Origin of the sequence: Rosistilla ulvae (genome assembly GCF_007741475.1) — a bacterium.
GTDB classification, from domain to species: Bacteria; Planctomycetota; Planctomycetia; order Pirellulales; family Pirellulaceae; genus Rosistilla; species Rosistilla ulvae.
The window spans coordinates 798,014-823,876 of the sequence record NZ_CP036261.1; the positions used below are offsets into that span (position 1 = coordinate 798,014).

Consider the following 25,863-nt stretch of genomic DNA (forward strand, 5'->3'; position numbering starts at 1 on the left):
ACAAGAAGTTTCACAACCACATGCTGGTTCACAAACGTCTGCACAGCCAGTTTCACAGCAGCTGCTGCTTCCACCACCACACTTCAGTCCCAACATGCGGTCCAATAGGTCAAATCCGAAACCTTGCGAGCAGATGCTCATTCCGATAATCAAGGTCGTCGACAGGATTGCACGCTTCATTGCACCACGTCTCCTAACGTTAGTTCGACGTTTTTTGAAACCTAGTTTTCACTCACACGGAAAGTGGCGGCCAAGGACACGGTCGGCGGACGAAGTCGCCGCCGATCAAGCCCTGATGGGCCGGCTAGCACTTTAGAGGTCAACATTCCAATGGAACGCCAACCCTCCGACTTCGTTCTGCTTGCACTGCCACTGACAGTCCCACCTAGGGATGGTGAGACCAGTGAGTTCAATTTTGTTCAGGTTCTAGACCAGCTCAGACCATCCACTAGTCTGATATTCGCACTGGCCTTAGTTGTTGTCTCAGGAGGCCTCAACGCGAGGTAAGGCACTGGACTCGTAACACGTCACTTACCGTATCGACCGGGAGATCGGGTTCTCTTGACATCGGAATGGTAATTTCGGCAGGATGCTGAAGTTGGGCGGATACGTAAGGAATGCCGGTTTGACGACTTTTTCTGACCGTATCGGTTATCGCATGGAAAAGCGTCGGCGGTACGTATAAAATGCGTTCCGTACGCTAAATCGCGTTCACGTTTGCCCCACCTCCAACCGCGCATAGACTCTCCCATGCCAAAAGCCCCTGCCTTTGTGGTGGCTCATCTGCCCGATTTGCCCGGCACCCCCTGTCCGTGTGGTACGGCGCGTCGTGCATTTGCGGAGGTTGAGTCGTTTCCGGCAACTGTCCACCTCACCGAAATCGCTGCAACCGCCAAAGTCCACTACCATAAGACCTTGACCGAAACGTATGTCGTCCAAGAATGCGACGACGATGCCTTCATCGAACTCGACGGCCAATCCCACCCGGTCCGTCCCGGCACAGCGATCTTGATTTCCCCTGGCACCCGCCATCGCGCGGTCGGCAAGATGAAGGTAATCATCTTCTGTACTCCCAAGTTTGATCCCAACGACGAATGGTTTGACTGATGCCCCGCTGATCAGGAGCGGAACTCTCGATTCGGCTGATTGGATGGATTCTTGTTTCGCAGTTTCAAAACACCCACCTAGGCTTCCAACAACACCAAGCTCTTAACAATGATGATGCGAACATACCTATTGATCCTCCCGACCCTTTTGCTCCTGGCAGGTGCTGCCTTCGGGCAAGCCCCCAAAGCCGCGGATTGGAGCTATTGGCGGGGCCCCAATTACAACGGAACCAGTTCGGCAACCGGATTGCCGGCGACCTGGGATCCCGATGGAGGCGAGGGAAGCAACCTGAAATGGCACCGCGATGACCTCGCCGGCCGCAGCACCCCCGTCGCGATGGACGGCAAGCTGTATCTGATCACCCGCGCCGATCCCGGCACCGAGATCGAAGGCGAACGCGTCGTTTGCATCGATGCCGCAACAGGCGAGACGGTTTGGGAACACAAGTTTAACGTCTGGATGTCAGATGTCCCCGACACCCGCGTCGGTTGGGCCAGCGTTGTCGCCGATCCGGAAACCGGCAACGTCTATGCGTTGGGCGTCTGCGACATCTTTATGTGTCTCGATGGAAAGACGGGCGAGGAGAAGTGGAGCGTTCCGCTGCACGAGTTCCTCGGCATGTTGAGCACCTACGGCGGACGAACCAACTTTCCGATCATCCACGAAGACCTGGTGATCATCAGCGGCATCATCATTAACTGGGGCGATGCGGCCAAGCCAAACCATCGCTTCCTGGCGATGGACAAGCGAACCGGCGAAATCGTTTGGTTCAGCCCAACCCGCGATCTCCCCGACGACACCTCGTACAGCGCGCCGAACCTGGCGGTTATCAACGGGCAATTGCAGATGGTCGTCGGCGGTGGCGATGGTGCGGTCTGGGGTTTCCAGCCTCGCACCGGCAAGACGTTGTGGAACTACCAGTTCTCGCGTCGCGGTCTGTTTGCGACTCCATTGGTTGTTGGCAACCGTGTCTATGCCGGCCATGGTGAAGAAAATATGGAAGGGACCTCGATGGGCGCTCTAGCGGCGATCGAGATCGAAGGTACCGGTTCGGATACCAAGGCCAAAGAGCTTTGGAAGATGGAGGGGCTGATCCTCAATCGCAGTTCACCACTGGTGATCGGCGACCGACTGTACATTGTCGATGATCGCTGCAAGTTGTGGGTCGTCGACGCCAAGACGGGCGAAATGATTCAAGAGCGTGTTGCCCTGGGCGACCGCAAGCAATGGGCTAGCCTGGTCTACGCCGACGGTCGGATCTACGCCGTCACCGAAAACGGCCGCTGGGCCTTTATGGAACTCTCCGACGCGGGAGTCGACATCACCGACAAGGGCCGGATCAGCAATGAAGCCTTCTACGCTTCGCCGATCGTTTACGATGGCGCGATCTATTTCGTTGGCACCTCGGGGATCTATTGTATCGCTGACGAAAAAGCGAAGCCGGGCGTAACGCCAGCTCCCGAAGCTGCCAAAGAGATGGCTAACGACGACAAGACGCCAGCTTGGGTTCAAGTTGTCCCCGCCGAAGCGATCGTTCGTCCGGGCGAGAAGATCGACTACAAAGTGCGTCTGTTCAACCAGAACGGCCAGTTCATCGAAGAGGCATCCGACCCGAAGCTGACCGTTGTCGGTGGTGGTTCGGTCGATGGAACGACATTTGACGCCGCCGACCAAAACGGTTCGCACTACGCGGCGACCGTGACTGCAGCGGTTGGCGATCTGCAAGGCAGCTCGCGAGTTCGCGTGGTCCCTGCCCTGCCCTGGAAGTTCACCTTCGACGAACTCGACGACGCCCCGGTCACCTGGGTCGGCGCTCGCTATCGCCACGTGATCCGCGAAGTCGACGGATCGCCAGCTTTGGTCAAGGTCTCGACGATTCCCAAGGGAGCTCGCAGCCGCGGTTGGATGGGACATTGGGATCTCGCCAACTACACGATCTCCGCCGATGTCAAAGGCCAGCAAGTCGGAACCCAGTTGCCCGATATCGGGTTGACCGCGATGGGCTACGCCTTGGATTTGCAAGGCAACAGCCAGAAGCTGCAGATTCGCACCTGGTACGCTCAACTGCGGATGGCCAAAACGGTTCCATTCGAATGGAAGGCCGACGTTTGGTACCGGATGAAATTGCAAGCTGGCATCGAAGAGCAGGATGGCAAGAAGGTTGCCGTCTTGAAGGGGAAAGTTTGGCCTCGCGATGACAAGGAACCAAGCGAATGGACGGTCACCGCGGTCGATCATTCGCCAAATCTCTCGGGCAGTCCTGGTCTGTACGGGAATGCCAAAGTCTGCGAGTTGTACTTGGATAACATCGAAGTCACCGCAAACGAACAGTAATCCGCGGCGGCCATGATCCCGCCCATTGATCCCCTGCTTGCCGAGCACTGCAGGCAGGGGGCGTTCACGACGGGCAAAGTGTCCGTCTCACCGAACCTTTCTGGAAAACAAAATACCTCCGCCCCACGGCTCTAAAAAATGAACAGTGAAATTAAAACTTGGTGCATGCTGACACTGGCTGTCATCAGTGGCAGTTTTGCCGCAACGTCGATGAGTGGTTGTCGCAAGCCGACCGATCCAGCTGGGGTCTCTAGCAACACGACAGCGGCCGACAGCAACGTGACCGCCGCCGACAGCAACGTGACGGCTGCGGAGACACCGATCGCGGCGGCCGACGACAACGAGGCCACTTCTGAAATGCAGTTGAAGGCTGTCGACACTCCTGTCGCCGCAAAACCTGCTGCGGCCGAAGTCAAGGAAACGCCGGTTGCTGAAGTCAAAGAAGCACCAGCGGCTGAACCAAAAGAAGCCCCCGTGGCTGAAGCCAAGGAAGAGCCAGCGGCGATGGTTGCTGCTGCACCGAAGGCGACCAAGACGGCTGCCGCACCGGCGGGCAAGAGCGACGATCCTGCCGCCGTTCTCGAAGCGGGTGGCGATTGGCCGCAGTGGGCCGGAACGCGTCTGCGTAACAACACTCCCAACGTCAAGGGAATCGCGAAGTCTTGGAACATTGGCAAGTTCGATCGCCGGACCGGTGAATGGGACGGCACCAATGCCGAGAACATCAAATGGTTCGCGAAATTGGGCAGCCAAACCTACGGCAACCCCGTCGTCGCCGGTGGCCGCGTCTTTTGCGGTACCAACAACAGCGGTGGCTACCTGAAGCGTTATCCCGGTGACGTCGACCTCGGATGTTTGATCTGTTTCGACGAAGAGACGGGTGATTTTCTGTGGCAGCACAGCAGCGAAAAACTGATCACCGGCCGCGTCCACGACTGGCCGCTGCAAGGCATCTGTTGTGCTCCGTTGGTCGAAGGCGATCGCTTGTGGTTCGTCACCAGCCGCGGCGAAGTCCGCTGCTTGGACACCAAGGGTTTTCATGACGGCAGCGACGATGGCGAAGTCAAAGGCGAGCGGGGACGCGTCGCCGATCTGCCTGTTGCCAAGCCCGAGTTTAAAGAAGCCGTTGCCGGACTCGACAAGGGCGAACTGACGCAAGCTCTGTTGGATCTGTTGACCGAACATGGCGAACCGATCGAAGGTGCTGCCGAAGTCACAACCGTTGCCGCTGGCAAGAAGTGGTCGATCAAAGCGACGATCGACGGCGCTGCTCGCGATCTCGAAGCTGTGGTTGCCGGCCCGCGTTTGAGCGTCTTCAAGACGATCACCGCCGACGACAAGGAAGAGGCCGACGTGTTGTGGGTTTACAACATGATGGAAGAACTGGGGATCAGCCAGCACAACATGTGCAGCTGCTCGGTCACCAGCTACGGCGACCTGTTGTTCGTCAACACCAGCAACGGTGTCGATGAATCGCACATTGTCCTCCCCTCCCCCGACGCGCCAAGCTTCATCTGCATGAACAAGAACACCGGCGAGGTTTTGTGGACCGACAAGTCGCCTGGAACGAACATCGTTCACGGCCAATGGTCCAGCCCAACCGTGGCGGAACTCGGTGGCGTTGTCCAAGCGATCTTTGCTGGCGGCGACGGCTGGGTCTACAGCTTCAAAGCCGATCAGGGTGGCGATGGCAATCCTGAACTGTTGTGGAAGTTTGACGCCAACCCCAAGACTTCGAAGTGGATCTTGGGCGGAGCCGGAACGCGTAACAACATCATCGCCACGCCTGTCGTTCACGACGGTCTGGTCTACGTCGCTGTCGGTCAGGATCCCGAGCACGGCGAAGGCCAAGGTCACCTGTGGTGTATCGATCCGACCAAACGCGGCGACATCAGCTCGGAATTGGCGATGAAGATCGAAGGCGACAAGCGTGTCCCGATCCCGCATCGTCGTTTGCAAGCTGTTATCGAAGAGGATGGCGAAGTTGCGATCGATAACCCGAACTCGGGCGTCGTTTGGCACTACGCATCGTTCGATCAGAACGGCGACGGCGAGATCGACTTTGAAGAAGAGATGCACCGCAGCTGTGGTACCGTGGCGATCCAAGGCGATCTGCTGTACGTGGCCGATTTCTCGGGCATGTTGCACTGCTTGGATCCTAAGGGCTCCGAAAATGGCGAACCGATCGTCCACTTCACCTACGACATGCTGGCTCAAGCTTGGGGCAGCCCGTTGATCGCCGATGGCCATGTTTACATCGGTGACGAAGACGGCGACGTGGCGATCTTCGAGCTCGGCAAGGACAACAAGGAACCGATCGATGAGATCAACATGGGAACCAGCGTCTACAGCACGCCGATCGCCGCCAATGGCGTGATCTATATCAGCACCAAGGACAAGCTGTTTGCGATCGCTCCGCCAAAGGAATAAAGCGGCAGCTTTCGACAGTTAATCCCGCACAACCCGGCTGCTCGCAGCCGGGTTTTTTCGTGGCGAATGCTTCCCCGGGGCTGGCTTTGCCGTGGACAACATGCCCATCGATGCAAAGAATACATTGCACCGGTGCCGGTTTAAAATCGTCAGACGATCGACAGCCGGCATTTTCAGCTTGGGATGCAAGCAATACATTGCATGCTCGTCGGTTGGATAACCTCCCCCCTGCCCTGGAATCTCGCACATCATGCAGACCGTTCTCGATATTGGAAACTGTAGCCCGGATCATTCCGCGATCCGAACGCTGATCGAAGGCAACTTCGACGCTCGTGTGGTGCAGGCCCATGGAGCGGCTGATGCGATGGAGATCCTGGGCCGCCAGGAGGTCGCGTTGATCACCGTCAATCGTAAGCTGGATCGCGATTACAGCGACGGGATGGAGATCATTCGGCAACTGAAAAACGACCCGAAGACCCAGGCGATCCCCGTGATGTTGATTACCAATTTTCCCGAACATCAAGACGCGGCGATGGCGATCGGCGCCGAGCGTGGTTTTGGAAAGTTGCAGTTGCGAGCCGCCGAGACCAAACAATCGTTGGCCGCATTTCTATCGTAGGACTATTGACTCGCCATGCCATTTCGCAAACTTCTCAGTGCCAAGATTCATCGCGCGACCGTCACGGGAGCCGATCTGGAATACGAAGGCAGCATCACGATTCCGCCCGAGTTGATGGAAGCCGCGGGGATCGTTCCCTATGAATCGATCCAGATCTGGAACGTGACGCGCGGTTCGCGATTGGAAACCTACGCGATCGAAGGCGTTCGCGGTTCGAGCGATATCTGTGCCAACGGTGCCGCAGCGCACCACGTCTACCCCGGCGACAAAGTCATTCTGGCGACATTCGCCTTCTACGATCGCGACGATGCCGCAACGCATTGCCCGCGGCTGATCTTCGTCGACGATCACAACCAGATCAAACACGAAGGCCCCGAGATCGCCGGCCCCCAACGCCGCGCCGAACCCGCCGGATCCTAAATCGCGGAAGCCGCAGCAACCGCAGCTTTGTTCTAGAGATCCTTCTAAGGCCGCAGGCCGACACAAGACCTGCCGGTGGTGTAAGCCACCGGTGTCCAAGTCCGCGCAAATGTATTCAGGCCGGAGGCCGACACAGGACCTGCCGGTGGTGTAAGCCACCGGTAGGCACCGCCCGGCAAGAAGAGCAGCCCGGAGGGCGACACATGGGATTCTAAGTGTGTCGCCCTCCGGGCTTTGTTATGGCCGGCGAGTCTGGAACCGGTGGCTTACACCACCGGCAGTTAATGTACCGCCCTCCGGGCTCAGCCAAACGAACCGCCGAACCGCCACAACCAGCTCCCCCGTCGCCTCCCCAAGGCCGGAGGCCGGCATAGGACCTGCCGGTGGTGTGAGCCACCGGGGTCCAGAACGGCGCAGATGTCTTCAGGCCGGAGGCCGACACACGAATTGCCGGTGGTGTAAACCACCGGTAGGCACCGCCCAGCAAGAAGAGAGCAGCCCGGAGGGCGACACATGGGAGTTGACGTGTGTCGCCCTCCGGGCTTTGTTGTGGTGGGCGATCCTGGAACCGGTGGCTCACACCACCGGCAATGGATGTTTCGCCCTGCGGGCTCCCTCGGTCCAAACGTCCGCACCAAATGCCCTTCAGGCCGGAGGCCGACACAAGAACTGCCGGTGGTGTAAACCACCGGCCTCCAACTCCGCGCAGATGCCTTCAGGCCGGAGGCCGACACGCGACCTGCCGGTGGTGTAAGCCACCGGTGTCGAGCCCTGCAACAGAATGCCTTCAAGGCCGGAGGCCGACACAGGACCTGCCGGTGGTGTAAGCCACCGGTAGGCATCGCCCAGCAAGAAGAGAGCAGCCGAGAGGGCGACACATGGGAGTTGAAGTGTGTCGCCCTCCGGGCTTTGTTGTGGTGGGCGATCCTGGAACCGGTGTCTGACGCCACCGGCAGTTCCTGTTCCGCCCTCCGGGATCCAACAGTCCAAACACCCACCACCGACCTGCAAGCCGGAGGCCACCGCACGGTCTTCGTACGTGCGGTTTACATGAGATACCGGCAGGGGCAACTTGCGGTCACCCCTGCCGTGACAGCGTTTTCCGATTAAGGCTCGCTTGTCAGTTCGACGTTGAACTCGTTTTCGCCCGCCGTTGCGAGAGTGGTCTTCAGTCCACTGGTGGTGCGAGCTGAATACTTCTTGGGAATCAAGTTAACAACCTTTTCCGGTGGGTTTTCGACTAGCGCGGTTGCGTCCAGTTCCTCCTCTTGGGGAGGCCCGATTGTCACTTCGTAGTCAGCTCCAATGTCGGCTTTGGGGAACGTGACCGAATAGCGGCCGTCATTGTCCAAATTTACAGCGGCGCTTTCACCCGTCTTGGGTGAAGTGAGCTGGATGTTGCCTGAGGATAATGGAGTGCCATCGAGCAGCACTTGGCCGCTGATCGTCGCGGGCTGGCGGGGATCGCTATCTCCGCATCCGACCAGCAGGACCAGCGAGGCGAGCAATCTCAGGAATCGAGTTTTGTTGAAATAAACCATTACCATTCTCCAATTACCTGTCCATCGTCACGTGTAGCAAGCTTCAGCACGATTTCCAGTGCGACGGTGTCGGACATGAATCGTGTGGATCCGTCAGCCTGAAGCACTTGAACACCGCCGGGGTGGTAGGAGGTCAGTGGCGTGTTGCTGTCCCAGTCCGCATTCGCTTCGCTGCCTAGTGAGGTGGGGTTTGGGGAATGGTAGAGCGCCGTGACTCCAGATCCGAATCTGTGTTGCGAAGCGGCACCAGCGTTCCAGGTCGCAACGGTTCCGGAATAACCATAGCCAGACCAGCCGGAATGGTAGTTTGCGGTTCGAGTCGGAAATCGGCGGTTGCCAGATTGTTCGCCAACGATGCCCGTGTTGGATGTTCCATCGGTAATGTCGCGGAAAGCTGTGTGTTCGTTGATTAACAGGCTGCCGTTATTGGTTGCAAAACTCGAGTATTGAGTTTGGTAGGCTGAACTCGTGCGGCCGGCGGGATCGGGATATGCTCCCATGATTCCCGTGTAGTTGATTCGCTGTGTCCCTGTGTTTGTGAAGTGAGATGAGTACGTGTATATCTCCGGCGCGGCGCTTGAGGGGCAAGCGTAGGCTGGAATGATCAGATTTATCAGCGGTTGGGTGTAAATGTTGTAATCCGCGAGTGTGTGCGCCGCATTGCCCTTCGGGTAAAAGTTGATCTTTGTGCCCGCTGCTTCCGCAGCCCTGGCAAGATCCGCAATCGCTTGCTGTTCCATGAATGGAAGCAGGGAAAATCGCCAGCTATTGGGATTCATTAGGCCGTGCCGGGCCCCTTGGGGGAACTTTTTGTACGTGTCGTGATAGTTGTGCAGCGCCAAGCCGATCTGCTTGGTGTTGTTACTGCATTCCATACGGCGCGCTGCTTCGCGAGCCGCTTGGACTGCAGGCAGCAACAGGCCAACAAGGATGCCGATGATCGCGATGACCACCAGCAATTCAACCAACGTGAATCCGTTGGTTCGTTTAAATTGAAAGCTTCTCATGGGAGGACCCAATAGTGAGGAGGTAGGGAAAGAACAAGAAACGAGGTGAGCGGGAGGATGAGGCGCATTGGACGCGCGTCACATAACTTGCAGTGTGGGTGGGTGCCTTCTCGTCCTCTTCTCCGCTGGGGGCTGCGGTGACGAAGTCTGGTCGAGTGGTGTTTGAGGTTTGGCTGTTGGGGGGTGCGGTGAGTGTAGCAACTTTGTTGAGAGGGTGTCAAATATTTTGCATCGAGTGTGCCCCTCGACATCGATTGGCCGGTTTTCGCCTGTGCGTCGGACCATTTGGGGCTATTTGGTTTGCCCACGGCGCGGTATGGATGCGTATCCAGGTTCCCTTTGATACGAGCAGGAACTTTCGCGAGGCCAGAAGCCACCACAAGATCTTCCAGCGGTGTCAGCCGCCGGAATCCAGGACTACACGGACTACTACGAGTTCGTGTGCCGACACGCGACCTGCAGGTGGTGTAAGCCACCGGGGGCGAGCCCTGCAACAGAATGCCTTCAGGCCGGAGGCCGGCATAAGAACTGCCGGTGGTGTAAGCCACCGGTAGGCACCGCCCAGCAAGAAGAGACCAGCCCGGAGGGCGACACATGGGATTCTAAGTGTGTCGCCCTCCGGGCTTTGTTGTGGCCGTCGAGTCTGGAACCGGTGGCTTGCACCACCGGCAATGGATGTGCCGCCCTCCGGGCTCAGTCGATCGAACCGCTAGCGGCCACACCATTCCGACAGCCACTTCTTCAGGCCGGAGGCCGATACAAGAACTGCCGGTGGTGTAAACCACCGGTAGGCACCGCCCAGCAAGAAGAGAGCAGCCCGGAGGGCGACACCTGCCCTCCCCTCCGGGACTGACTATCTGAAAGATTCGGCTCTGCTTAGCGAGCTGTCAGCGTCGACTTGGTTCCCAGGTTCGCTTTGCTGCCGCGAGGACTGTGGTCCAGCACGTAGGGGCCGAGCGTCCGATCGAAGTGCAGCAACAGATGCGTCTTTTCTGAAGGCACCAGTCGCTCTGCCGGTTCGAAGGCTTCGCTGTAAAGAGCTCCCGCGGTCAAGCGAACCTCGTCGATCTTGCCGATGAAGGGACGCGTCGGTTGGCCGCTGTTGTCTGGATCGGCACCGACGTACAGCGGATGTTTGTTCTTCTTCCGTTTCCCCTTGGCGTCGACCGCGGAGATCGGTTTGCCATCGATGAACAGACGGACTTGTTTGCCGTCGAAGACGCCGGCGACGTGCGTCCATTTTCCAACGGGCAGCTTCTCCTTGGCTTCGGCGGTGTAGTATTTGCCGTCGAGGTTGAGGTCGAACTGCGGCACTCCTTCGTCGCAGAAGATCGCGTAATCGCTCTGCTGGGTCTTCGTGACCGCCGCTTGCATCCCTTCGCTGCGGCTTGGGTTCAACCAGGCTTCCAGTGTGAAAGGACCATCGGGCAGTCCGATTGCGTCGCTGGCGATGCGGGCAGCCGACTGTTCGCCTTTGACTTCCAAGCAGTGGTCGGTTTGGTTGCTGAAATAATCGGCGGGGACCGCAGCCAGATCGAGCTCAACTGGAGTCGAGACGCTGGGCAGTTGGATGCGAGCGGTTTCGCCGACGAAGACGCGGTCCAGCGTGATCCGTGGGATCGTCCACGTCGCTTGGGGATCCGCGACGCGGCGCAGTTTGACAATAAAGGTCTCGGTCGCTCCGGTCGCCAACGTCAGGTGGTCGTGATCCAGCGAGCTGAGCCAGTCGCGGGAAGCGGTATCGATCGATGCGGTGACTTGCATTTCGCGTGGCGATGAATTGTGCAGCTTCACCGTTACCTGCCCCGCAGCCGATCCGTCGGTCTGCAACAACAGATCGCTTGCGGTGATCTGCGGTCGCACTTTGCGAGCCGCTTGGATTTCAGCCAAGAACTCGGGCGTGAACTCTTTGGGATCCATCACGGCGCCGACCGGCAGCGCGGCGACGGAGATATCGTCCGGCCGAACGGTGACGATGTTCAAGTGATGCAGGTATCCGGCGCCGGGGATCTCGGCCGAAAGGTGACCGCCGGTGGTCGCCAGCGTGTAGTAGGCGATGCCATCTTTGTGGCCGTCGAAACGCATGTGGTGGATGTGCCCGGCGAAGACAGCCGATACGTTCCCCGCCTTTTTCATCATGCCGTGTACGGTGTCCCAGTTGGTTCCGGTGTAACCGCCACCGGTCCAGCGTGGATGGTGCAGGAAGACGAAGACATGGTCGAGGCTCTTGTGCCGTTCGAGCGCTTCGCCGAGGAACTTCAGTTGCTGCTCGCTCATCTGTTGCAGCTTGCCGTCGTTGAAAGCTTTTTTGTTGCTGACCGGATCTCCCTCGTCGCTGTAGAGGACGATGAAGCCGGCGTTCTTGTGGCGGAACGTGTACCACAGCGGGCCGAAGTGCTGTTCGTAATTCGAATCGTGTTGGCCGGCCGGTGCGGGACCCTTGCCACGCCAATAGACGTCATGGTTTCCGGCGACCGGGAACCAACGCATCTTCAGTTGGTTCATGATCTCCTTGTATTCGGCCATCTGACGCATCCATTCGGGCTTCTCGTTGTAGCCCTGAATCAGATCGCCGACCGTCATCACTAGATCGGGCGACAGTAGGTTGGTGTCGGCGACAGCTTGTTCCAGAACCTTCAGCCCCTCGGGGACGCCACCGGTTCGGTCACCGTAGACGACGAAGTGGAAGACGTCTTCTTCTTTGGCCAGCGGCAGCACTTGGGCTTTGCCGCGAGTGGTGAAGAAGCTGTCGTTGGCCGGATGTTTGTGATCGTGCGAATGGCCGGCGACACCTTCGTGTGACAAGGCAGCACTGGTTAACGCGAGGGATGTACAAAGGCCTAGCAGTCCGCTGGCCACGAAACGAGCGGTCGATGGTTTTACAGTCATTTGCATCAGGAAGGTCATGGAGAGAGGGATGCCCCGAGTTTTTTGAGGTGCGAAGCACGTCACGATGAAATTTTCGGTTAAGCCGCGAGCCTCGCAGGCATTAAAAACGCGGGGCGATGCCCACGCGGTTAAACTAGAAGGCTCCTGGCTGGTGGTCTATTCTAAACGATCCACGAGAATTCAGGCGTGCACGGTGTGTGAAGATTGTGCGAATCGTGTCGTGTCCTTTGGTTGTTTTGTTGTCGTTAATAGGGTGGTCGTGCGGATGAGTCTTGTTCGGATCGGAATGGCTGGCGTTGTCATCTGCAGTGTGTTGTGTGGCGGTTTGGTTGCGGCGGACGATTTGGCCAGCGGGCAAACCGAATCGGCGAGGCGTCCATTAAACGTGTTGTTTATCATCTCGGACGATCTGACGTTGAACGCGTTGTCGTGTTACGGCAACGAGGTTTGTCAGACGCCGAATATCGACGCCTTGGCTAGCTCTGGCACTCGGTTCACCCGCGCCTATTGCCAGGGGACCTATTGCGGTCCCTCGCGAGCATCGTTCATGTCGGGCTATTACCCGCACGCGACGGGGATCCTGGGGTACATCAGTCCTCGCAAAGCGATCGGCGACCGCGCCACATGGGCTCAGCATTTCAAGAACTTCGGCTACTACACCTCGCGAGTCAGCAAGATCTTTCACATGGGAGTTCCCGGCGGGATCGAAAAAGGAGACGACGGGGCCGACGATCCGATCTCGTGGACCGAGCGTTTTAATAGCCAGGGCCCCGAATGGCGGGCTCCGGGCAAAGGGGAGACGCTGGAAAACAATCCCGATGGCAAGAAGCCGGCGGTCGGCGGCAACACGTTTGTCGTCGTGCAAGCCGATGGCGACGACTTGGTCCACAGCGACGGGCGGACCGCGGAGAAGGCGTGCCAGTTGATTCACGAGCACAAGGACGAGCCGTTTTTCCTGGGCGTTGGATTTGTCCGGCCCCACGTTCCCTTTGTCGCTCCCGCGTCGTATCACGAACCGTTTCCCGAAGCGGAGATGGAGTTGCCGGAAAAAGTGGCTGGCGACTGGGACGACATCCCGAAGCTGGGGATCAATTACAAAACCAGCAAGAACATGAAGATGAACGTGCAGCGGCAACGCAAAGCTGTCGCCGGCTATTACGCTTCGGTCGCCTACATGGACGCTCAAGTGGGCAAGGTGATGTCGGCGTTGCAGCAGGCGGGGATTGCCGATCGCACGATCGTGATCTTCACTAGCGACCACGGCTACCATCTGGGCGAACACGATTTCTGGGCCAAGGTCAGCCTGCATGAAGAATCCGTCTTGGTGCCGTTGATCATCCGCGTTCCGGGGAAACAGCCCGCGGTTTGCGAATCGTTGACCGAGTTGATCGATCTCTACCCGACGGTCTCCAGTTTGTGCGGTTTGGAAGTTCCCGATCGACTGCAGGGGATCGACATCTCGGGGATGCTCGACGATCCCGAACTGGAGCTTCGCGAGACGGCGCTGAGCGTCAACGGCAAGGGCTATCTGATCCGCAGCCAGCGGTACGCCTACATCCGCTACCGCGAGAATGCTTCGGGAGGCGAAGAGCTGTTCGACATGCAAACCGATCCCCTGCAATACACAAACCTCGTCGACGATCCAGCTTACGCGGCGACGCTAAAAAAGATGCGCTCCGAATTCGCCAAGACGATGCAACGCGTCCGCGACAACGACCTCGCCGCCTCCCCGCGCTCCAAGAACTAGCTGTCACCGCACCGGCGTCAGAGCAAATCACTGTCTGAGCCTGCGCCAAGCATTGTTTTAGTTTGGGGTATCAGCCGCCACGCGTTAGCGTCCGGTTCTCAAGGACAACGCTGCACAAGCACCGACTAATTCCCCTGAGCGCAAGCACGCAACCGCCCAGCGGGACGAGCGAGGATGCTTGCACGGCCTAGTCGGATTCGTCACAATTGGTCCGTCAAAAGGGTGGCGTTTTTCCTGGGTGATCTGGGAACGAGAACGTCGCCTCCGAGATCGCAGGATAGTTCGTTTCGGTCGGGGATCTGGTGAGAATAAGTTGACCAGAGGTAACCCGCGGACCAGTGAGAGCAGGTCCCTCATTCAACGCTTGAGTTCCCCGGTTCCCGCCCTGAGAGCAAAGCGGATGTCACTTTATTCATGCTCGAACGTTCGGGTGAGAAACATCGTTCGCCCATAAACTTTCATGCCGATACCTGATTCCGAACGAGCCGTAGTGGAGGACGCGAAGGTACGCGACTACCTTCTCAATCCGGCGCATCCTGACGGTGGTTCCAAGGCGATCTGGTTTCACTCGCTTGGCTACGACCGCGAAGAATCGCACCACCTTGCCGCCGATCTACTTGCCATCGCTCGAAATAGCCGAACGTTCGATACCGAAACCACTGGCTTTGGTGTAAAATACAAGGCGTTGGGGACTGTTGGGCGGCCCGAACACCGCCCCGGTGTCGTTTTGACTGTCTGGATCGTCGAGGACGATGATCCTCCACGACTGGTAACTGCGTATCCTGAATGATTGCCATGATTGCCATGATTGCCGAACACTCGCTCGTTGTCCTTGATGCTGATCCGCCTCACGAGAAACTCACTCGCGGCGATGTGGGGACCGTTGTGCACGTCTACAAGGGCGGTAGAGGATACGAAGTCGAATTTGTTGATGGTGGTGGTCAGACAGTTGCGCTTGTAACCGTCGGTTCCGACGATGTGCGGCCCATCAAGGCTGGTGAACTGCTCCACACCCGCAAAACCGCATAGGGGCGGAGAAAATAAGGTGTCAGAGAAAATAGGGTGTCAGGACTCTTTTAGACAGGCCGGTTTATTTGAGAGTCCTGAACGCTTTGATTTCGCTGAACAAAAAATGAACCGCTGGGGCATTCCTCTCGAAATGGAGGCGGTAATTCGCGAACGTGATCAGGCGTGCGTTTACTGCGGGATTGCATTCCTCGAAGCGGACGCGAATGGCGGTTCGCGAAAACGCGTTGCGACCTGGGAGCACATCGTAAACGACGCTCGCATCGTTACGCTGGAGAACATCGCTTTGTGTTGCAATTCATGCAACGCAAGCAAGGGAGCAAAAGACTTGGTGGTCTGGCTGGCATCGGACTACTGCCAACGTAAGAGCATTTCTCGGGATTCTGTCGCGAGCGTTGTCCAGGCGCACTTGGGCTAGCCCCAGATCGAACTCACGCGCCATGGCACTTTGGGATTCAATAGGAAGAGACCAACCCGGAGGCCGACACATGGGCTTCTGATTGTGTCGCCCTCCAGGCTTTGTTGTGTCTGGCGATCTTGGAACCGGTGGTTTACACCACCGGCAGTTCCTGTTCCGCCCTTCGGGCTCTGCCGGTCCAGTCGGCCACAACCAACCGTCGCCTACTCAGGCCGGAGGCCGACACACGACCTGCTGGCGGTGTAAGCCGCCGGGGTCCAGAACCGCACTCAAAACCTTCTCAGGCCGGAGGCCGACACGCGACCTGCTGGCAGTGTAAGCCGCCGGAGAAACGCTCTCGACTAATTACAAATTGTTCAACCGTTTCCTGAGCTTCCCGCCGCTATTCGAGGCTGGGATCTCTGCGATGTGTCGGCGTGTGGTTCAACGCGGGCAACGGAGAATGCGTTTTATGTTTGGAACGCGACAATTGGCTCGTTGAGCGGGGCGACGCTGTCTTTCTCGATCGGGCTGCATTAGGATGATGGCAACGAAGGCGAGATCGTTGACGCGTGTGTGAAATGGCCGGAACCGTTTCGAATTGGGTTGCGGCGGTGGGTTTGGAAGTCCTCGATTGGGAGAGTCTGATTGTGTGTCGTCGTCTGTTGAGTGGGATCGTTTTTGCCGTTTGCGTTTTGCCAATTTGTGCGAAAGAACCTGTGGGAGTGGTGGACACTTGGATTCAAAACAACTTGGAAAGCTTGGTTGCAGAGTATCAATGGCTTCACTCGCACCCGGAACTCTCGTTTCAAGAACGTGAAACTTCAAAACGGATCGCGGAGCTGTGGCGCGAGGCTGGGTTTGAGGTGACGACGGAAGTCGGAGGTTTTGGCGTCGTTGCGATCCTGGAAAATGGCCCCGGCCCTTGTTTAATGTTGCGAACCGATCTGGATGCATTGCCGTTGGTCGAAAGGACGCAATTGGCTTATGCGTCGCAGGTGACGACCAAAAACACCGACGGTACGGATACCGGGGTGATGCACGCTTGTGGCCACGACGTTCACATGACCAACCTCGTTGGCGTCGCTCAGTTCCTGGCCAGCCACCGCGATCTGTGGCAGGGAACCTTGATGTTGATTGGCCAGCCGGCGGAGGAACGCGGGGCGGGTGCCAAGGCGATGCTCGAAGATGGCCTGTTCACTCGCTTTAAAAAGCCCGACTTTGCGATCGCGCTCCATGTGGGAGGCGATGTTGCTGCGGGGACGGTGGAAACGCTGCCAGGTTTTGCGATGGCAAACGTCGACAGCGTCGATATCACGATGATCGGCCGCGGCGGCCACGGTTCGGCGCCTCACACGACGATCGATCCGATCGTTCAAGCTGCCGCCCTGGTGATGGATCTGCAGACGATTGTCAGCCGCGAAATCAAGCCCTTGGATCCGGCTGTGGTCACCGTCGGATCGATTCATGGTGGGACGAAGCACAATATCATTGGCGACAGCTGCCATCTGCAGCTGACGGTGCGGTCGTACGATCCCAAGGTCCGCGAGAAATTGCTGGCCGCGATCGAGCGGAAGGCAAAAGCGGTTGCCGTCAGCTTTGCCGCTCCCGAACCGAAGATCAGCGTCGCCGAAGGGACACCGTCGTTGAGGAACGACGATCAGCTGGCCGCGCGGATCACCACGGTCTTTCAGCAGTTGTTGGGCGAAGCGAACGTGAGCACGCCGACGCCGTCGATGGGAGGCGAGGACTTCAGTCGCTACGGCCTGGCGGGAGTGCCGATTTTGATGTACCGGCTGGGATCGGTCGAAGCACGGCGGTTGGAACGCTACGAGGAATTAGGAACCAATCCCCCATCGCTGCACTCGAGTCTTTATTACCCCGACATCGAACCGACGTTGACGACGGGGCTGCGGACCATGGTTGCGGCCGCGCTGGAAATCCTCAGCAAATAGCACCGGCATCGGAAGGCTTGCCAGTGCGCGGACCAATCTGTCAAACGCTTGCAAAAGCGTTGACTAGATGATGCCGCCGTGAACGCGGACTGGCGTCATGTGACTTGGTTGGTCGAGGAACCAGAAGCGTTCCCATTCATCGACGACCTGGCGAAGGTCTTCGGAGGTGAACAGCAACTGTTTGACACGGTGTTCAGGCCGCGCCGAATAGATTGGCAGAAAGCAGCCGCCCAAAGGTCCAAGACACAATGCCAGGGCGGTAATCTGAAATAAACGTCGCATCGCCGTTCCTCCGTGAACGTCTTTGTCTGCCGTGGAAGTCCGTTGTTCGGATCCGAATCTGATCGGAATCGCTACGCAGGAAATCGATCGAACTACATCTCGAAATCTTAATCAGCCAACGGAGCGGTCTCCGAAGGCATCGTGTGTTGTCGGATTGGCCGGTTTGTTCAAACTATCGTCGGTGCTTCCTGGCGAATCCAATTCGGATTCGGATAGGAGGTTCTCAACAATACCAGCTGTCAATTCGGCAACACGCGACTCCATCACCTTTCCTGGCTTGAATGTTACGACATACTTTGCCGGCACACTCACCTGTTTCCCCGTACGGGGGTTCCTGGCCTTTCGGGCAGCCCTCAATTTGACTTCAAAGACACCAAAGTTCCGCAGTTCGATCCGCTCCTCTTTGACAAGCGAATCGATGATTGCATCGAACGTCTTTTGAACGATCTTCTTGGTTTGTTGTTGAGTCAGCCCGACTTCCTCGGAAATCGTTTTGACAATGTCTTTTTTGGTCACAAACTCGATCCCCAAGACGGATGATTCAGCGTTGTAAGTCCTTTGCACGACGCTACTTAGTAAAGCGAAGTGTAGACGCAACCGAACCTGCCGTCAAGATCGACCGATCGCAAGATCCAAACGATCTATACAACCGATACTCTCCGAATCGGCTCTCCAGCCCGCAAACTTCAACAAAGCCGTAAAGATCGTGGTGAAGTTTATTTGAGAATCGGACTGCTAGCACTTCTCAATTGTCACAGCCCCGCCCCATTCGGTCGGCTGTCGCTCTTAGAAGCCACTCCGGAGAAGTATGGGGAGCCAGCGGGGGAGGTGGGCCGGAGGCGTTCCTGCGGCCGTTTAGCCGCGTCCGGGACGTTCTTTCCAGCGATAGGCTTGCTTGGAATTGAGCGAGCAGAAGTTGGCGGTCGCCGCGGTCCCCTTTTCTGCGGCGTATTGCATCGCAATCCGCTGCAGATCTTCGTAAGTGGCCCCGCGATCCGAGACGGGCCAATTGCTAGCATAGATCACGCGCGAATCGCCAAACGCATTCCAGACGAAATCTAGGTAGGGGCGATAGAATTCCAGGTCCTTCGGGGCCGGTTGCTTGCTGTGATGGGCCGCGCTTTCCACGAGACCAGAGATCTTGCAATAGACGTTGTCGTGATCGGCAGCCGCGCGAATCCCGTCGATCCAGCCCTGCGGCGGTCGATCGGCCGTGACCGGGACGTTGCCGATATGATTCTGTACGATCGTCAGGCTGGGCAGCCGCCGCGCCAACTTGGCGATCACCGCAGGCGTCTCGGGGCCACCGTTGACGTCGAGTGCCAGGCCGCGGTCGGCAAGCGCTTTGAGTGCCGCGAGGTCGTTGGCTTCGAGCTGCTTTTTCAACAGCCCGACCGAGATCCGGATGCCACGAAACAGCGGGTTGGCGGAGAACCGAGCCAGGTGTTTGTCGAAGTCGGGTTGGTCGGGATCGATCCGGCCGACAATCCCTAGGACAAACGGATCGTCCGCCGCCAATTCGAGCAGCCACGCGTTGTCTTCCACCCATGCGCTCGCTTCGACGATCACCGTCCCGGTCACCGGCCGGTATTGCTTCAGCTCACGCAGATGTTTCGGCAAGACGGTTCGGTAGAGCGGACCCGGTCCGGGCCAAGGCACTCCCTGTGGCCGACTTGGATCGTAGAAGTGCGTATGGCAATCGATGATCTCCAGCGGCGGATCGCTTTCGGCTGCGTCGCTGGTGCCAAGACACAGCCCGGTCAACGCAACGGCACCGCTTTGCAAGCAACCGCGGCGCGAGATCGTCGACGTTTTGGGAGACTCTATTGAATTGGGATTCATGGGGATCTCGCGGTTTAGCGATTGAAGATGAACTCGGTTGAGTTTAGCAGACTCCAGAAGATGTCTTCGTAGGCGTGGGCGTCTTTCTTCTGATCGCCGATCAGACCCAGCAAACCGGACATCTCTTCGGCGGTCGGTTGGCGACAGAGAGCGGTGATGAACATCTGTTGAATGATTTCTTCCGGCGTTTCGCCATCGGCGATCTGCTTTCGGAATCGTCCGTTGGCATACAGACGCCCTTGAACCGTCGAGCCAACGCTCAGGTTTAACGTTTGCGACAACGTCGGTTCGGTCTTGGTGTCGCAGACGCAGACCGAATTGCGCCCCGCACGACCAAACGTCTTAAAGAAGTCGCCACCGAAATTTGGACGTTCGGTCGATCCTCCGGAGACCGGAAACGACTGGACCGCTCGGGTTCCTTGAGGATGTCCGTCGGGCGTCCCGGGCATGCCGGTGACATCGTTGATCGTATCCCACAGCACATCGGCTCGCAGTCGTCGCAGATGCATGTGCGAGAACTGTCGGGTGTCCAAGCGATTCGAATCGTTTGGCGTGGTGCTCAGTTGATAGACGCGGGAATTGCAGATGTCGCGGACGAGGCTTCGAAGATCGAAGTTCGAATCGACAAGACGATCGTTCAACGCATCCAACAGCGGCGCGTTGACCGGCGGATTGCTGACGCGAATATCGTCGACCGGTTGGATCACCCCGCGTCCCAGGAAGTGTGCCCAGATGCGATTGGCCAGGTTGCGGCTGAACATTTCGTTCTCCGGCGATGTCAGCCAATCGGCGAGGGCTTGCCGCGGATCGCCGTCGTGTTCGGCTGGATCGACGGTGCCGAGCGCTCTGGGCGGCATCGGGCGTTGATCGACGACGTGTTTGGCGGGGGGAGCCGATGTGTCGTAGAAGATCCGCCGTTCGCGAGGTTCGACCCCCGGCTTGCGTTTCACGCCGGAGAAGAAGCTGACGAAGCTATAGTAATCGTCTTGGGTCCAGCGATCGAAAGGATGGTTGTGGCACTCGGCGCACTGGATTTGAATCCCCAGGAAGACCTGCGAGAAATCGGCCGCAAAGACCTTCGGTTCAAAACGCGGTTTATGCTGCAGCATCGTGTAGAGATTTGCAGGGCCGTTGGTCAGGTTGCTCCCCGACGCCGCGACCATCTCGGCGACAAATTCGTTTAACGGACGTCCCGACGCGATCTGCTGGCGGATCCATTTTTGGAACATCGTCGCCGCTTTCAGGTGGGTTCCCACGGGAGCGTAGTTGCCGCCGATGATCCGCAATTGTTCGCTCCACAGCGTCGTCCAATAGTCGGAAAACTCATCGCTTTGCAACAGTTCATCGATCTTTTTCTCGCGTTTCCCCGGATCGTTATCGTCCATAAATGCATGGTATTCGTCGGGCGTCGGCGGCCGAGCGGCGAGGTCGAGCGTCACGCGGCGCAAGAATGTCTCGTCGTCGCACAGCTCCGATGGGACGATCCGCAGCTTCTGCAGTCGGTCGAAAACCAGGTGATCGATGTAGTTGTTTTCAGGTGGATTGGGCCACTGAAAGCCTTTGCTAGGAGGCAAGACAATCACTTCGGCACCGACAGTAAAGCGGCTGTAGCGGGCGAAGACGTTGGTGTCCCCCGGCTTAGCGGCAGTGATGAAACCGTCGTAATTGATGTCGGCGACGCTGGCGTTGTTGCTGTGGAACAGCGCCAACGAAGTGACGTCGCGCTGCGTTCCATCGCTGAAGTTCGCCAGCACGCGCAGCGACGATTCGGCGCCGGATGTTTCAAACACAAACGCATCTTGCGACAGTTCCAATCCAACCGCTTCGGCCACCTCCCCTTCATCATCGGGAGCTCGGGCGGCGATCCAGCGGTGCAGCGTTTCGTAATACGGGCTGTCGGTGTCGAACAATTTGCCTCCCGAATGCGGCACCGCGCCGGTTGCTTTCTTTAGCAGCAGACTCTGTTCGGGGATCGCATAATTCAATCGCCGGCCGACCATCTCCCCGGTGATCCGGTGGTAATCGCCACGGACGTCGTATCCGAACAGCGACAACATGAAACCGTCCTTCCCTTGAGCCGCTCCGTGGCAAGCGCCCGAGTTGCAGCCGGTGCGGAACAGGATCGGCATGATGTCCTTGCGAAAGCTGGGGACTTCGGGCGAAGCGGCCTGCAGCAGCGACGTGGTCAGGATGGCAATGCTGAATGCGAGTGTGCGTTGAATGTTCATCGTTGATTTTTTTGAGAGGGAATCGGAGGAGGTCGCCAATTCAAACGCGGTGGTTTCGTTTTACTGAGGGCGTGCCGCAGGCGGGCCAACTCGAATCTGAGTCGGCAGGACGCTTTGTTGTTGTGTGGTTACAGCTTGGGGTCGATCCGCAAGCTGGCTTGGCCTGCGCCTTGCACGATCGTCTGCCCAGCGACGGGGACGGACAGCTGACATCGAAGTCCGCCGACCTTGCCCAGCAGCGCTTCATCGGTCGCTTGTAATTGGAAGACCAGTTCCTTGGAGTCCTTGGTCAGCGTCGGTTGCGGATCGACAACACTCACTCCCTTAGGAAGTCCCTGCAATTGAACGGTCGCTTCCCCTTCAAACTCGCTTTGGTGCTTCACCTTCCAAATAAACGGTTTGGTTTCCCCGCGGCGGACCGATTGGACATCGGCTGTCAATTGGACAAACGGAGCGCTCACGTCCAGTTCGAGAATATCGGAAGAGACACGAATGTGACCGGGGCCCAAGTAAGGTTTGATCGAATCGTTGATCGTGCTGGCGATCACGACCAACGGCGATTTGCCCAAGGGGGGACGCCCTTTTGCCGCCAGGGTGAGCGTTCCGGAGTTCGAACCGCTGGGGATGATCACCGGTGGCGATGAACTGATCGTAGGGTGAACGTAGCCGGTTTCCAGCAGCACTGGGCCGTCGAAACCATCGTGGCGAACGATCTCGACATCGATATTCAGTTCGCCACTTTGCACCAGAGAGACCTTGGGGCTTTCGACGACAAGCGAGAAGGGAGCTGGATCGGTGACGCCCATCATATATTGATCGACTCGCACCGCACGCCAGGCATCGCCGCCGGAGTGATTGATGAACGGAACGTTTTGTTGGCAACGGGTGTCGATGGTGGCGTCCGAATCGATCGGCCGGGCTTCCAACGTGAAGCTCGCTCCGGTCAGCGGAGCATCGGCTTCGGCAATTAATTGCACCGGCCACTTCCCCGCACCGGCGTTCAGTGGAGGCGAGACCATTCGGACTCCTTGGGGCAATCCGTGCGCGATGAATTCGAACGGGCCATCGAATGCGTTCCATTGGCCTTTGGGCAACGAGACGTTAACGGTCCAGCGGTTGCCGCGCGGGATGGCGAAGCCGGAGACACGCATGCTTTCGGTCCAGTCGAACGTGGCGCTAGCCAACATCGTTTGCACGATCGTCTGCGGCGGTTGAATCTCGATTCGATAGACTCCCAATTCGCCGTCATTGCCGCTGGGATCGGAGACTTCCAGCTGGTATTCGCCATCGGCGGCCGGTTTCCAAAGCACGCTTGGATCCAGCACCGACGTCTGCCCACCGCGAGCCCGGTACTTGGTGCCAAAGGTGCCGCGTTCTTCCAAGGTTGCATCGTCGGCTTCCAATTCGATTTTGCCCAGCGTCCCGTCGTCACCGATCGGGCGAATCACGATCTTGGTGTCCATCGGAGAACCAAGCGTCGCGGAGAAGAGCCGAATGTGCAGCGGTTCCCCTTTCTTGACAGTGAATCGGTATTGATCCCGATCATTGCGTGCATCGATCATCCCGTTGATCGCGATCGGCAGTTGCGGAACTTCCGTCACGTCCGCGGTCGCATCTTCGATCAGGTTGGGGAAGTCGCTGGCACTTAATTTGATCGGCGACGGCCCACCGTCATAATGATCGAACAACCCTTCGGTCTCGGGCACCTGAACCGAATGGTTGTAGCTGCCGGCTGGATCGCCAAGTAGAACGACATCCTGCTTGGTTCCCACCGGCCCGCCTGGCGGAAACGCGAGGATCGGTCGCCGATTGTTGCCGACATGCAAGCAGTACGTCGTCGTCGATGGCTTATACGCCGAACGCGTCACCTCGACAAAGACAAAGCCTTCGCGCGGGGCGATGATCGACAAAATCGGGTCCTGCACGTGCAGCAGGTTGTCGTCGTTGGAACCCAGTTCTTTCCCCTTTTCATCGAGGATCCGCAGCGCCAGATCGAACTCCGCATCACCGTAATGAACGTCGGCAATCCGGGCCGAATCCAGTTCGACCGAGACGTGTTGGCCGGCCTTGGTTGGCACGCGATAGATGTCGACGTCGGGGCGCCGCCCGCCCGCTTGAAGTCCCAAAACGGAGACATTGGGAGTGATCGATTTTGCGGTTTCGAGCGTGTCGTTGCTGTGGTGTTCGGTTTCCTCTTCGTCGATGATTGGAAACGGAGAGACGTGGAAAGTGCCAATGCATGTCAGTTCGGTCGCCGTCAACAGCCGAAACGGGTGCTCGCCCAGCGGGCAGTCCTCCGCAATTTCAAACTGACAAACGACAGCTTCTTCGATCCGTCCCCCGTGCATCAAACCGCGTCTTTTGGGCGGTTCATCGGCGGTCCGAACGTTCACCGCGCGGATGCCCGGTTTGTAGAAAATGATCTCGCGGGGATCGCCGATCGAAACGCCAACGATCGTCACATCGACGGTCGTTCCACGCTGGCCGATGCGCGGCGAGGTTCCTTCGAGGTTCTTCGTCATGGCGGACGCCTGTTGCGCGACGATCAGGCATCCGATGATGGCAAGCGTTCGGTTGAGAATATGCATGGTTCGGTCGTTGGATTGAATGGGGGCGGGGGCATCGCCAGGACATTGCGGACATTGGCGATGGCCAAACTTGCGGGATCGGAACTCGACGTGCAGCTAGGCGAGCAAGCCGTGGACCAGTTTGCCTTCTTTGACGATTTCGATCGGGCGGGTTCCGAAGGCCAACAGTTCCTTGGAACCATCGATTCCCAGTTGGTGGTAGATCGTATGCAGCAGATTTTCCAACGGGACCGCATCGCGAGCCGGTTCGGCACCGGTGGCATCGCTGACACCGTACATCTGACCGCGCGTAAATCCACCGCCGGCGATCAGGTTCGAATAACAGCGGGCCCAGTGGTCGCGGCCTGCGTCGCTGTTGACCTTCGGCGTGCGACCGAATTCCGTGGTGACCCAGAAGATCGTCGTGTCTAGAAGACCGCGACGATCCAGGTCGGTGACCATGCCGGCGATCGCGGCGTCCAGTGCTGGCATCTGGTCCAGCGTGTTGCTGCGAACATCGACGTGACAATCCCACGCCCCGTAGTTCACCGTAACGAAACGAACTCCCGACTCCACCAACCGCCGCGCGACGATCAATCGTTCGGCCAACCCCTTGGGATGGAAGCGGTTGTCGGGGCCTTTGAGCCCCACGACATCGCTGCCATAAAGTTGCCGGGTCTCTTCGGTTTCATCATCCAACGAGAACGCGGCTTGCGCCTGGGCCGAGGTGAGCACGGTGTAAGCTTGTTTGTAGAAATCGTCCATCGTGTCCAACGTGCCACGGTCGGCTTCCAATTGGCGGATCCGTTGTTCGACGATCTGACGTGCCGATTGGCGGCGATCAAAACGCTCCATCGAGACGTTTTTGGGAATCGAGAAATCTTTGACCTGATATCCGCGGGCGCCCGGGTCCGAATCGGTCTCGAACGCGCCGTAAGTACTGCTGAGGAAACCAGTTCCGCCAGCGAAGGCGTTCTGGTTTGGGATCGCGACATAGGGTGGAAGCTCGCCACGTTTGCCCAATTCGTGCGAAACGACGCTGCCCATTTGAGGGAAATCGATCACGGCGGTGGGGGTGTATCCGGTGAACAGATGATAAGTCGCTTGTTGGTGATCGGGGATCCGGCCGACGACGCTGCGAATCACCGTCAACTTGTCTGCGACCGCGGAGGTGCGGGGAAATGTGTCGCTGAGAATGTCGCCGGTGTTGGTCTTCATCACGCCAAACTGGCCGCGGATATCGATCGGCGCTTCGGGTTTTGGGTCGAGCGATTCCTGTTGTTGGAGACCGCCACCCAAGTGCAGTTGGATCACGCTGAGCGCTTTGGCTTCGCGTTTTTGTCCAGCGACTTGAGTGAACGCTTTGCTTTCGGCAGCTTCCATCCGAAGCATGTCGGCCATCGACAATCCCAGCGCGCCGCACACGCCGGCTTGAAGAACTTTGCGTCGAGAGGTGAGTGTTTTGTTCATAG

At 58.1% G+C, this 25,863-nt stretch carries 19 protein-coding genes; 10 read left to right on the forward strand and 9 right to left on the reverse strand.

Annotated elements, in window-relative coordinates:
- The first annotated feature begins 750 nt into the window (after positions 1-750).
- From EC9_RS02940 to panD, 5 genes are all read left to right on the forward strand, one after another.
- Positions 751-1,107 carry a cupin domain-containing protein gene (locus EC9_RS02940; protein ID WP_145342229.1) on the forward strand — a complete coding sequence of 119 codons (357 nt, stop codon included), beginning with the start codon at positions 751-753 and terminating at the stop codon, positions 1,105-1,107.
- Positions 1,108-1,215: 108 nt separating this feature from the next.
- Positions 1,216-3,441 (forward strand): PQQ-binding-like beta-propeller repeat protein, encoded by a 2,226-nt coding sequence (locus tag EC9_RS02945; RefSeq protein ID WP_246105930.1) that lies wholly within the window; start codon positions 1,216-1,218, stop codon positions 3,439-3,441.
- Positions 3,442-3,945: 504 nt separating this feature from the next.
- Positions 3,946-5,871 (forward strand): outer membrane protein assembly factor BamB family protein, encoded by a 1,926-nt coding sequence (locus tag EC9_RS02950; RefSeq protein ID WP_391556717.1) that lies wholly within the window; start codon positions 3,946-3,948, stop codon positions 5,869-5,871.
- A 250-nt stretch (positions 5,872-6,121) separates the two neighbouring features.
- Complete coding sequence (locus tag EC9_RS02955) at positions 6,122-6,490, forward strand: response regulator (protein WP_231745957.1); 369 nt, start codon at positions 6,122-6,124, stop codon at positions 6,488-6,490.
- Positions 6,491-6,505: 15 nt separating this feature from the next.
- On the forward strand, positions 6,506-6,910 hold the full coding sequence (panD, locus tag EC9_RS02960; protein ID WP_145117542.1) for an aspartate 1-decarboxylase: 405 nt from the start codon (positions 6,506-6,508) through the stop codon (positions 6,908-6,910).
- A 1,106-nt stretch (positions 6,911-8,016) separates the two neighbouring features.
- On the opposite strand, the gene EC9_RS02965 is transcribed toward panD, so the two are convergent.
- The 3 genes from EC9_RS02965 to EC9_RS02975 form a co-directional block, all read right to left on the reverse strand.
- Positions 8,017-8,451, reverse strand: a complete 435-nt coding sequence (locus EC9_RS02965; protein WP_145342231.1) for a hypothetical protein — start codon at positions 8,449-8,451, stop codon at positions 8,017-8,019.
- Complete coding sequence (locus tag EC9_RS02970; RefSeq protein WP_145342233.1) at positions 8,451-9,458, reverse strand: DUF1559 domain-containing protein; 1,008 nt, start codon at positions 9,456-9,458, stop codon at positions 8,451-8,453. Before EC9_RS02970 ends, EC9_RS02965 begins: the two co-directional genes overlap by 1 nt.
- 876 nt (positions 9,459-10,334) lie before the next feature.
- Positions 10,335-12,353: a LamG-like jellyroll fold domain-containing protein gene (locus EC9_RS02975; RefSeq protein ID WP_145342235.1), complete on the reverse strand. Its 2,019-nt coding sequence runs from the start codon at positions 12,351-12,353 to the stop codon at positions 10,335-10,337.
- A 253-nt stretch (positions 12,354-12,606) separates the two neighbouring features.
- On the opposite strand from EC9_RS02975, the gene EC9_RS02980 reads away from it, so the two are divergent.
- The 5 genes from EC9_RS02980 (at position 12,607) to EC9_RS03000 (ending at position 17,472) form a co-directional block, all read left to right on the forward strand.
- Entirely contained in the window at positions 12,607-14,094 is a 1,488-nt protein-coding gene (locus tag EC9_RS02980; RefSeq protein WP_391556718.1) for a sulfatase, read from the forward strand.
- Positions 14,095-14,554: 460 nt separating this feature from the next.
- The gene (locus tag EC9_RS02985) at positions 14,555-14,884 is read left to right on the forward strand and encodes a DUF6883 domain-containing protein (RefSeq protein WP_145342239.1); all 330 of its coding nucleotides are present in this window, start codon (positions 14,555-14,557) and stop codon (positions 14,882-14,884) included.
- 5 nt (positions 14,885-14,889) lie between these two features.
- A complete protein-coding gene (locus EC9_RS02990) occupies positions 14,890-15,123 on the forward strand; it encodes a DUF4926 domain-containing protein (RefSeq protein WP_246105931.1) in 234 nt (77 codons plus the stop codon).
- Between the two features lie 16 nt (positions 15,124-15,139).
- Positions 15,140-15,538: a hypothetical protein gene (locus tag EC9_RS02995; RefSeq protein ID WP_218934552.1), complete on the forward strand. Its 399-nt coding sequence runs from the start codon at positions 15,140-15,142 to the stop codon at positions 15,536-15,538.
- Between the two features lie 707 nt (positions 15,539-16,245).
- Positions 16,246-17,472 carry an amidohydrolase gene (locus EC9_RS03000; RefSeq protein ID WP_246105932.1) on the forward strand — a complete coding sequence of 409 codons (1,227 nt, stop codon included), beginning with the start codon at positions 16,246-16,248 and terminating at the stop codon, positions 17,470-17,472.
- 63 nt (positions 17,473-17,535) lie between these two features.
- Here the strand turns inward: EC9_RS03000 and EC9_RS03005 are convergent, their stop codons facing one another.
- From EC9_RS03005 to EC9_RS03030, 6 genes are all read right to left on the reverse strand, one after another.
- Positions 17,536-17,754, reverse strand: a complete 219-nt coding sequence (locus EC9_RS03005; protein WP_145091328.1) for a hypothetical protein — start codon at positions 17,752-17,754, stop codon at positions 17,536-17,538.
- A gap of 111 nt (positions 17,755-17,865) precedes the next feature.
- A complete protein-coding gene (locus EC9_RS03010) occupies positions 17,866-18,270 on the reverse strand; it encodes an HU family DNA-binding protein (RefSeq protein WP_145342243.1) in 405 nt (134 codons plus the stop codon).
- A 339-nt stretch (positions 18,271-18,609) separates the two neighbouring features.
- Complete coding sequence (locus tag EC9_RS03015) at positions 18,610-19,596, reverse strand: amidohydrolase family protein (protein WP_145342245.1); 987 nt, start codon at positions 19,594-19,596, stop codon at positions 18,610-18,612.
- A gap of 14 nt (positions 19,597-19,610) precedes the next feature.
- Complete coding sequence (locus tag EC9_RS03020; RefSeq protein ID WP_145342247.1) at positions 19,611-21,824, reverse strand: DUF1549 and DUF1553 domain-containing protein; 2,214 nt, start codon at positions 21,822-21,824, stop codon at positions 19,611-19,613.
- 128 nt (positions 21,825-21,952) lie between these two features.
- Positions 21,953-24,412, reverse strand: a complete 2,460-nt coding sequence (locus tag EC9_RS03025; RefSeq protein WP_145342249.1) for a serine protease — start codon at positions 24,410-24,412, stop codon at positions 21,953-21,955.
- Positions 24,413-24,508: 96 nt separating this feature from the next.
- Complete coding sequence (locus EC9_RS03030; protein ID WP_145342252.1) at positions 24,509-25,861, reverse strand: DUF1501 domain-containing protein; 1,353 nt, start codon at positions 25,859-25,861, stop codon at positions 24,509-24,511.
- Positions 25,862-25,863: the final 2 nt, after the last annotated feature.

What these genes read in the sequence shown, in the direction of transcription:
- EC9_RS02945 (WP_246105930.1), top strand. Translation starts at nt 1,216, where the DNA reads ATGATGATGCGAACATACCTATTGATCCTCCCGACCCTTTTGCTCCTG.
- EC9_RS03030 (WP_145342252.1), bottom strand. Translation starts at nt 25,861, where the DNA reads ATGAACAAAACACTCACCTCTCGACGCAAAGTTCTTCAAGCCGGCGTG.
- EC9_RS02965 (WP_145342231.1), bottom strand. Translation starts at nt 8,451, where the DNA reads ATGGTTTATTTCAACAAAACTCGATTCCTGAGATTGCTCGCCTCGCTG.
- panD (WP_145117542.1), top strand. Translation starts at nt 6,506, where the DNA reads ATGCCATTTCGCAAACTTCTCAGTGCCAAGATTCATCGCGCGACCGTC.
- EC9_RS02975 (WP_145342235.1), bottom strand. Translation starts at nt 12,353, where the DNA reads ATGCAAATGACTGTAAAACCATCGACCGCTCGTTTCGTGGCCAGCGGA.
- EC9_RS03005 (WP_145091328.1), bottom strand. Translation starts at nt 17,754, where the DNA reads ATGCGACGTTTATTTCAGATTACCGCCCTGGCATTGTGTCTTGGACCT.
- EC9_RS02950 (WP_391556717.1), top strand. Translation starts at nt 3,946, where the DNA reads ATGGTTGCTGCTGCACCGAAGGCGACCAAGACGGCTGCCGCACCGGCG.
- EC9_RS03025 (WP_145342249.1), bottom strand. Translation starts at nt 24,412, where the DNA reads ATGCATATTCTCAACCGAACGCTTGCCATCATCGGATGCCTGATCGTC.
- EC9_RS02970 (WP_145342233.1), bottom strand. Translation starts at nt 9,458, where the DNA reads ATGAGAAGCTTTCAATTTAAACGAACCAACGGATTCACGTTGGTTGAA.
- EC9_RS02940 (WP_145342229.1), top strand. Translation starts at nt 751, where the DNA reads ATGCCAAAAGCCCCTGCCTTTGTGGTGGCTCATCTGCCCGATTTGCCC.
- EC9_RS03020 (WP_145342247.1), bottom strand. Translation starts at nt 21,824, where the DNA reads ATGAACATTCAACGCACACTCGCATTCAGCATTGCCATCCTGACCACG.
- EC9_RS02985 (WP_145342239.1), top strand. Translation starts at nt 14,555, where the DNA reads ATGCCGATACCTGATTCCGAACGAGCCGTAGTGGAGGACGCGAAGGTA.
- EC9_RS02955 (WP_231745957.1), top strand. Translation starts at nt 6,122, where the DNA reads ATGCAGACCGTTCTCGATATTGGAAACTGTAGCCCGGATCATTCCGCG.
- EC9_RS03015 (WP_145342245.1), bottom strand. Translation starts at nt 19,596, where the DNA reads ATGAATCCCAATTCAATAGAGTCTCCCAAAACGTCGACGATCTCGCGC.
- EC9_RS02990 (WP_246105931.1), top strand. Translation starts at nt 14,890, where the DNA reads ATGATTGCCATGATTGCCGAACACTCGCTCGTTGTCCTTGATGCTGAT.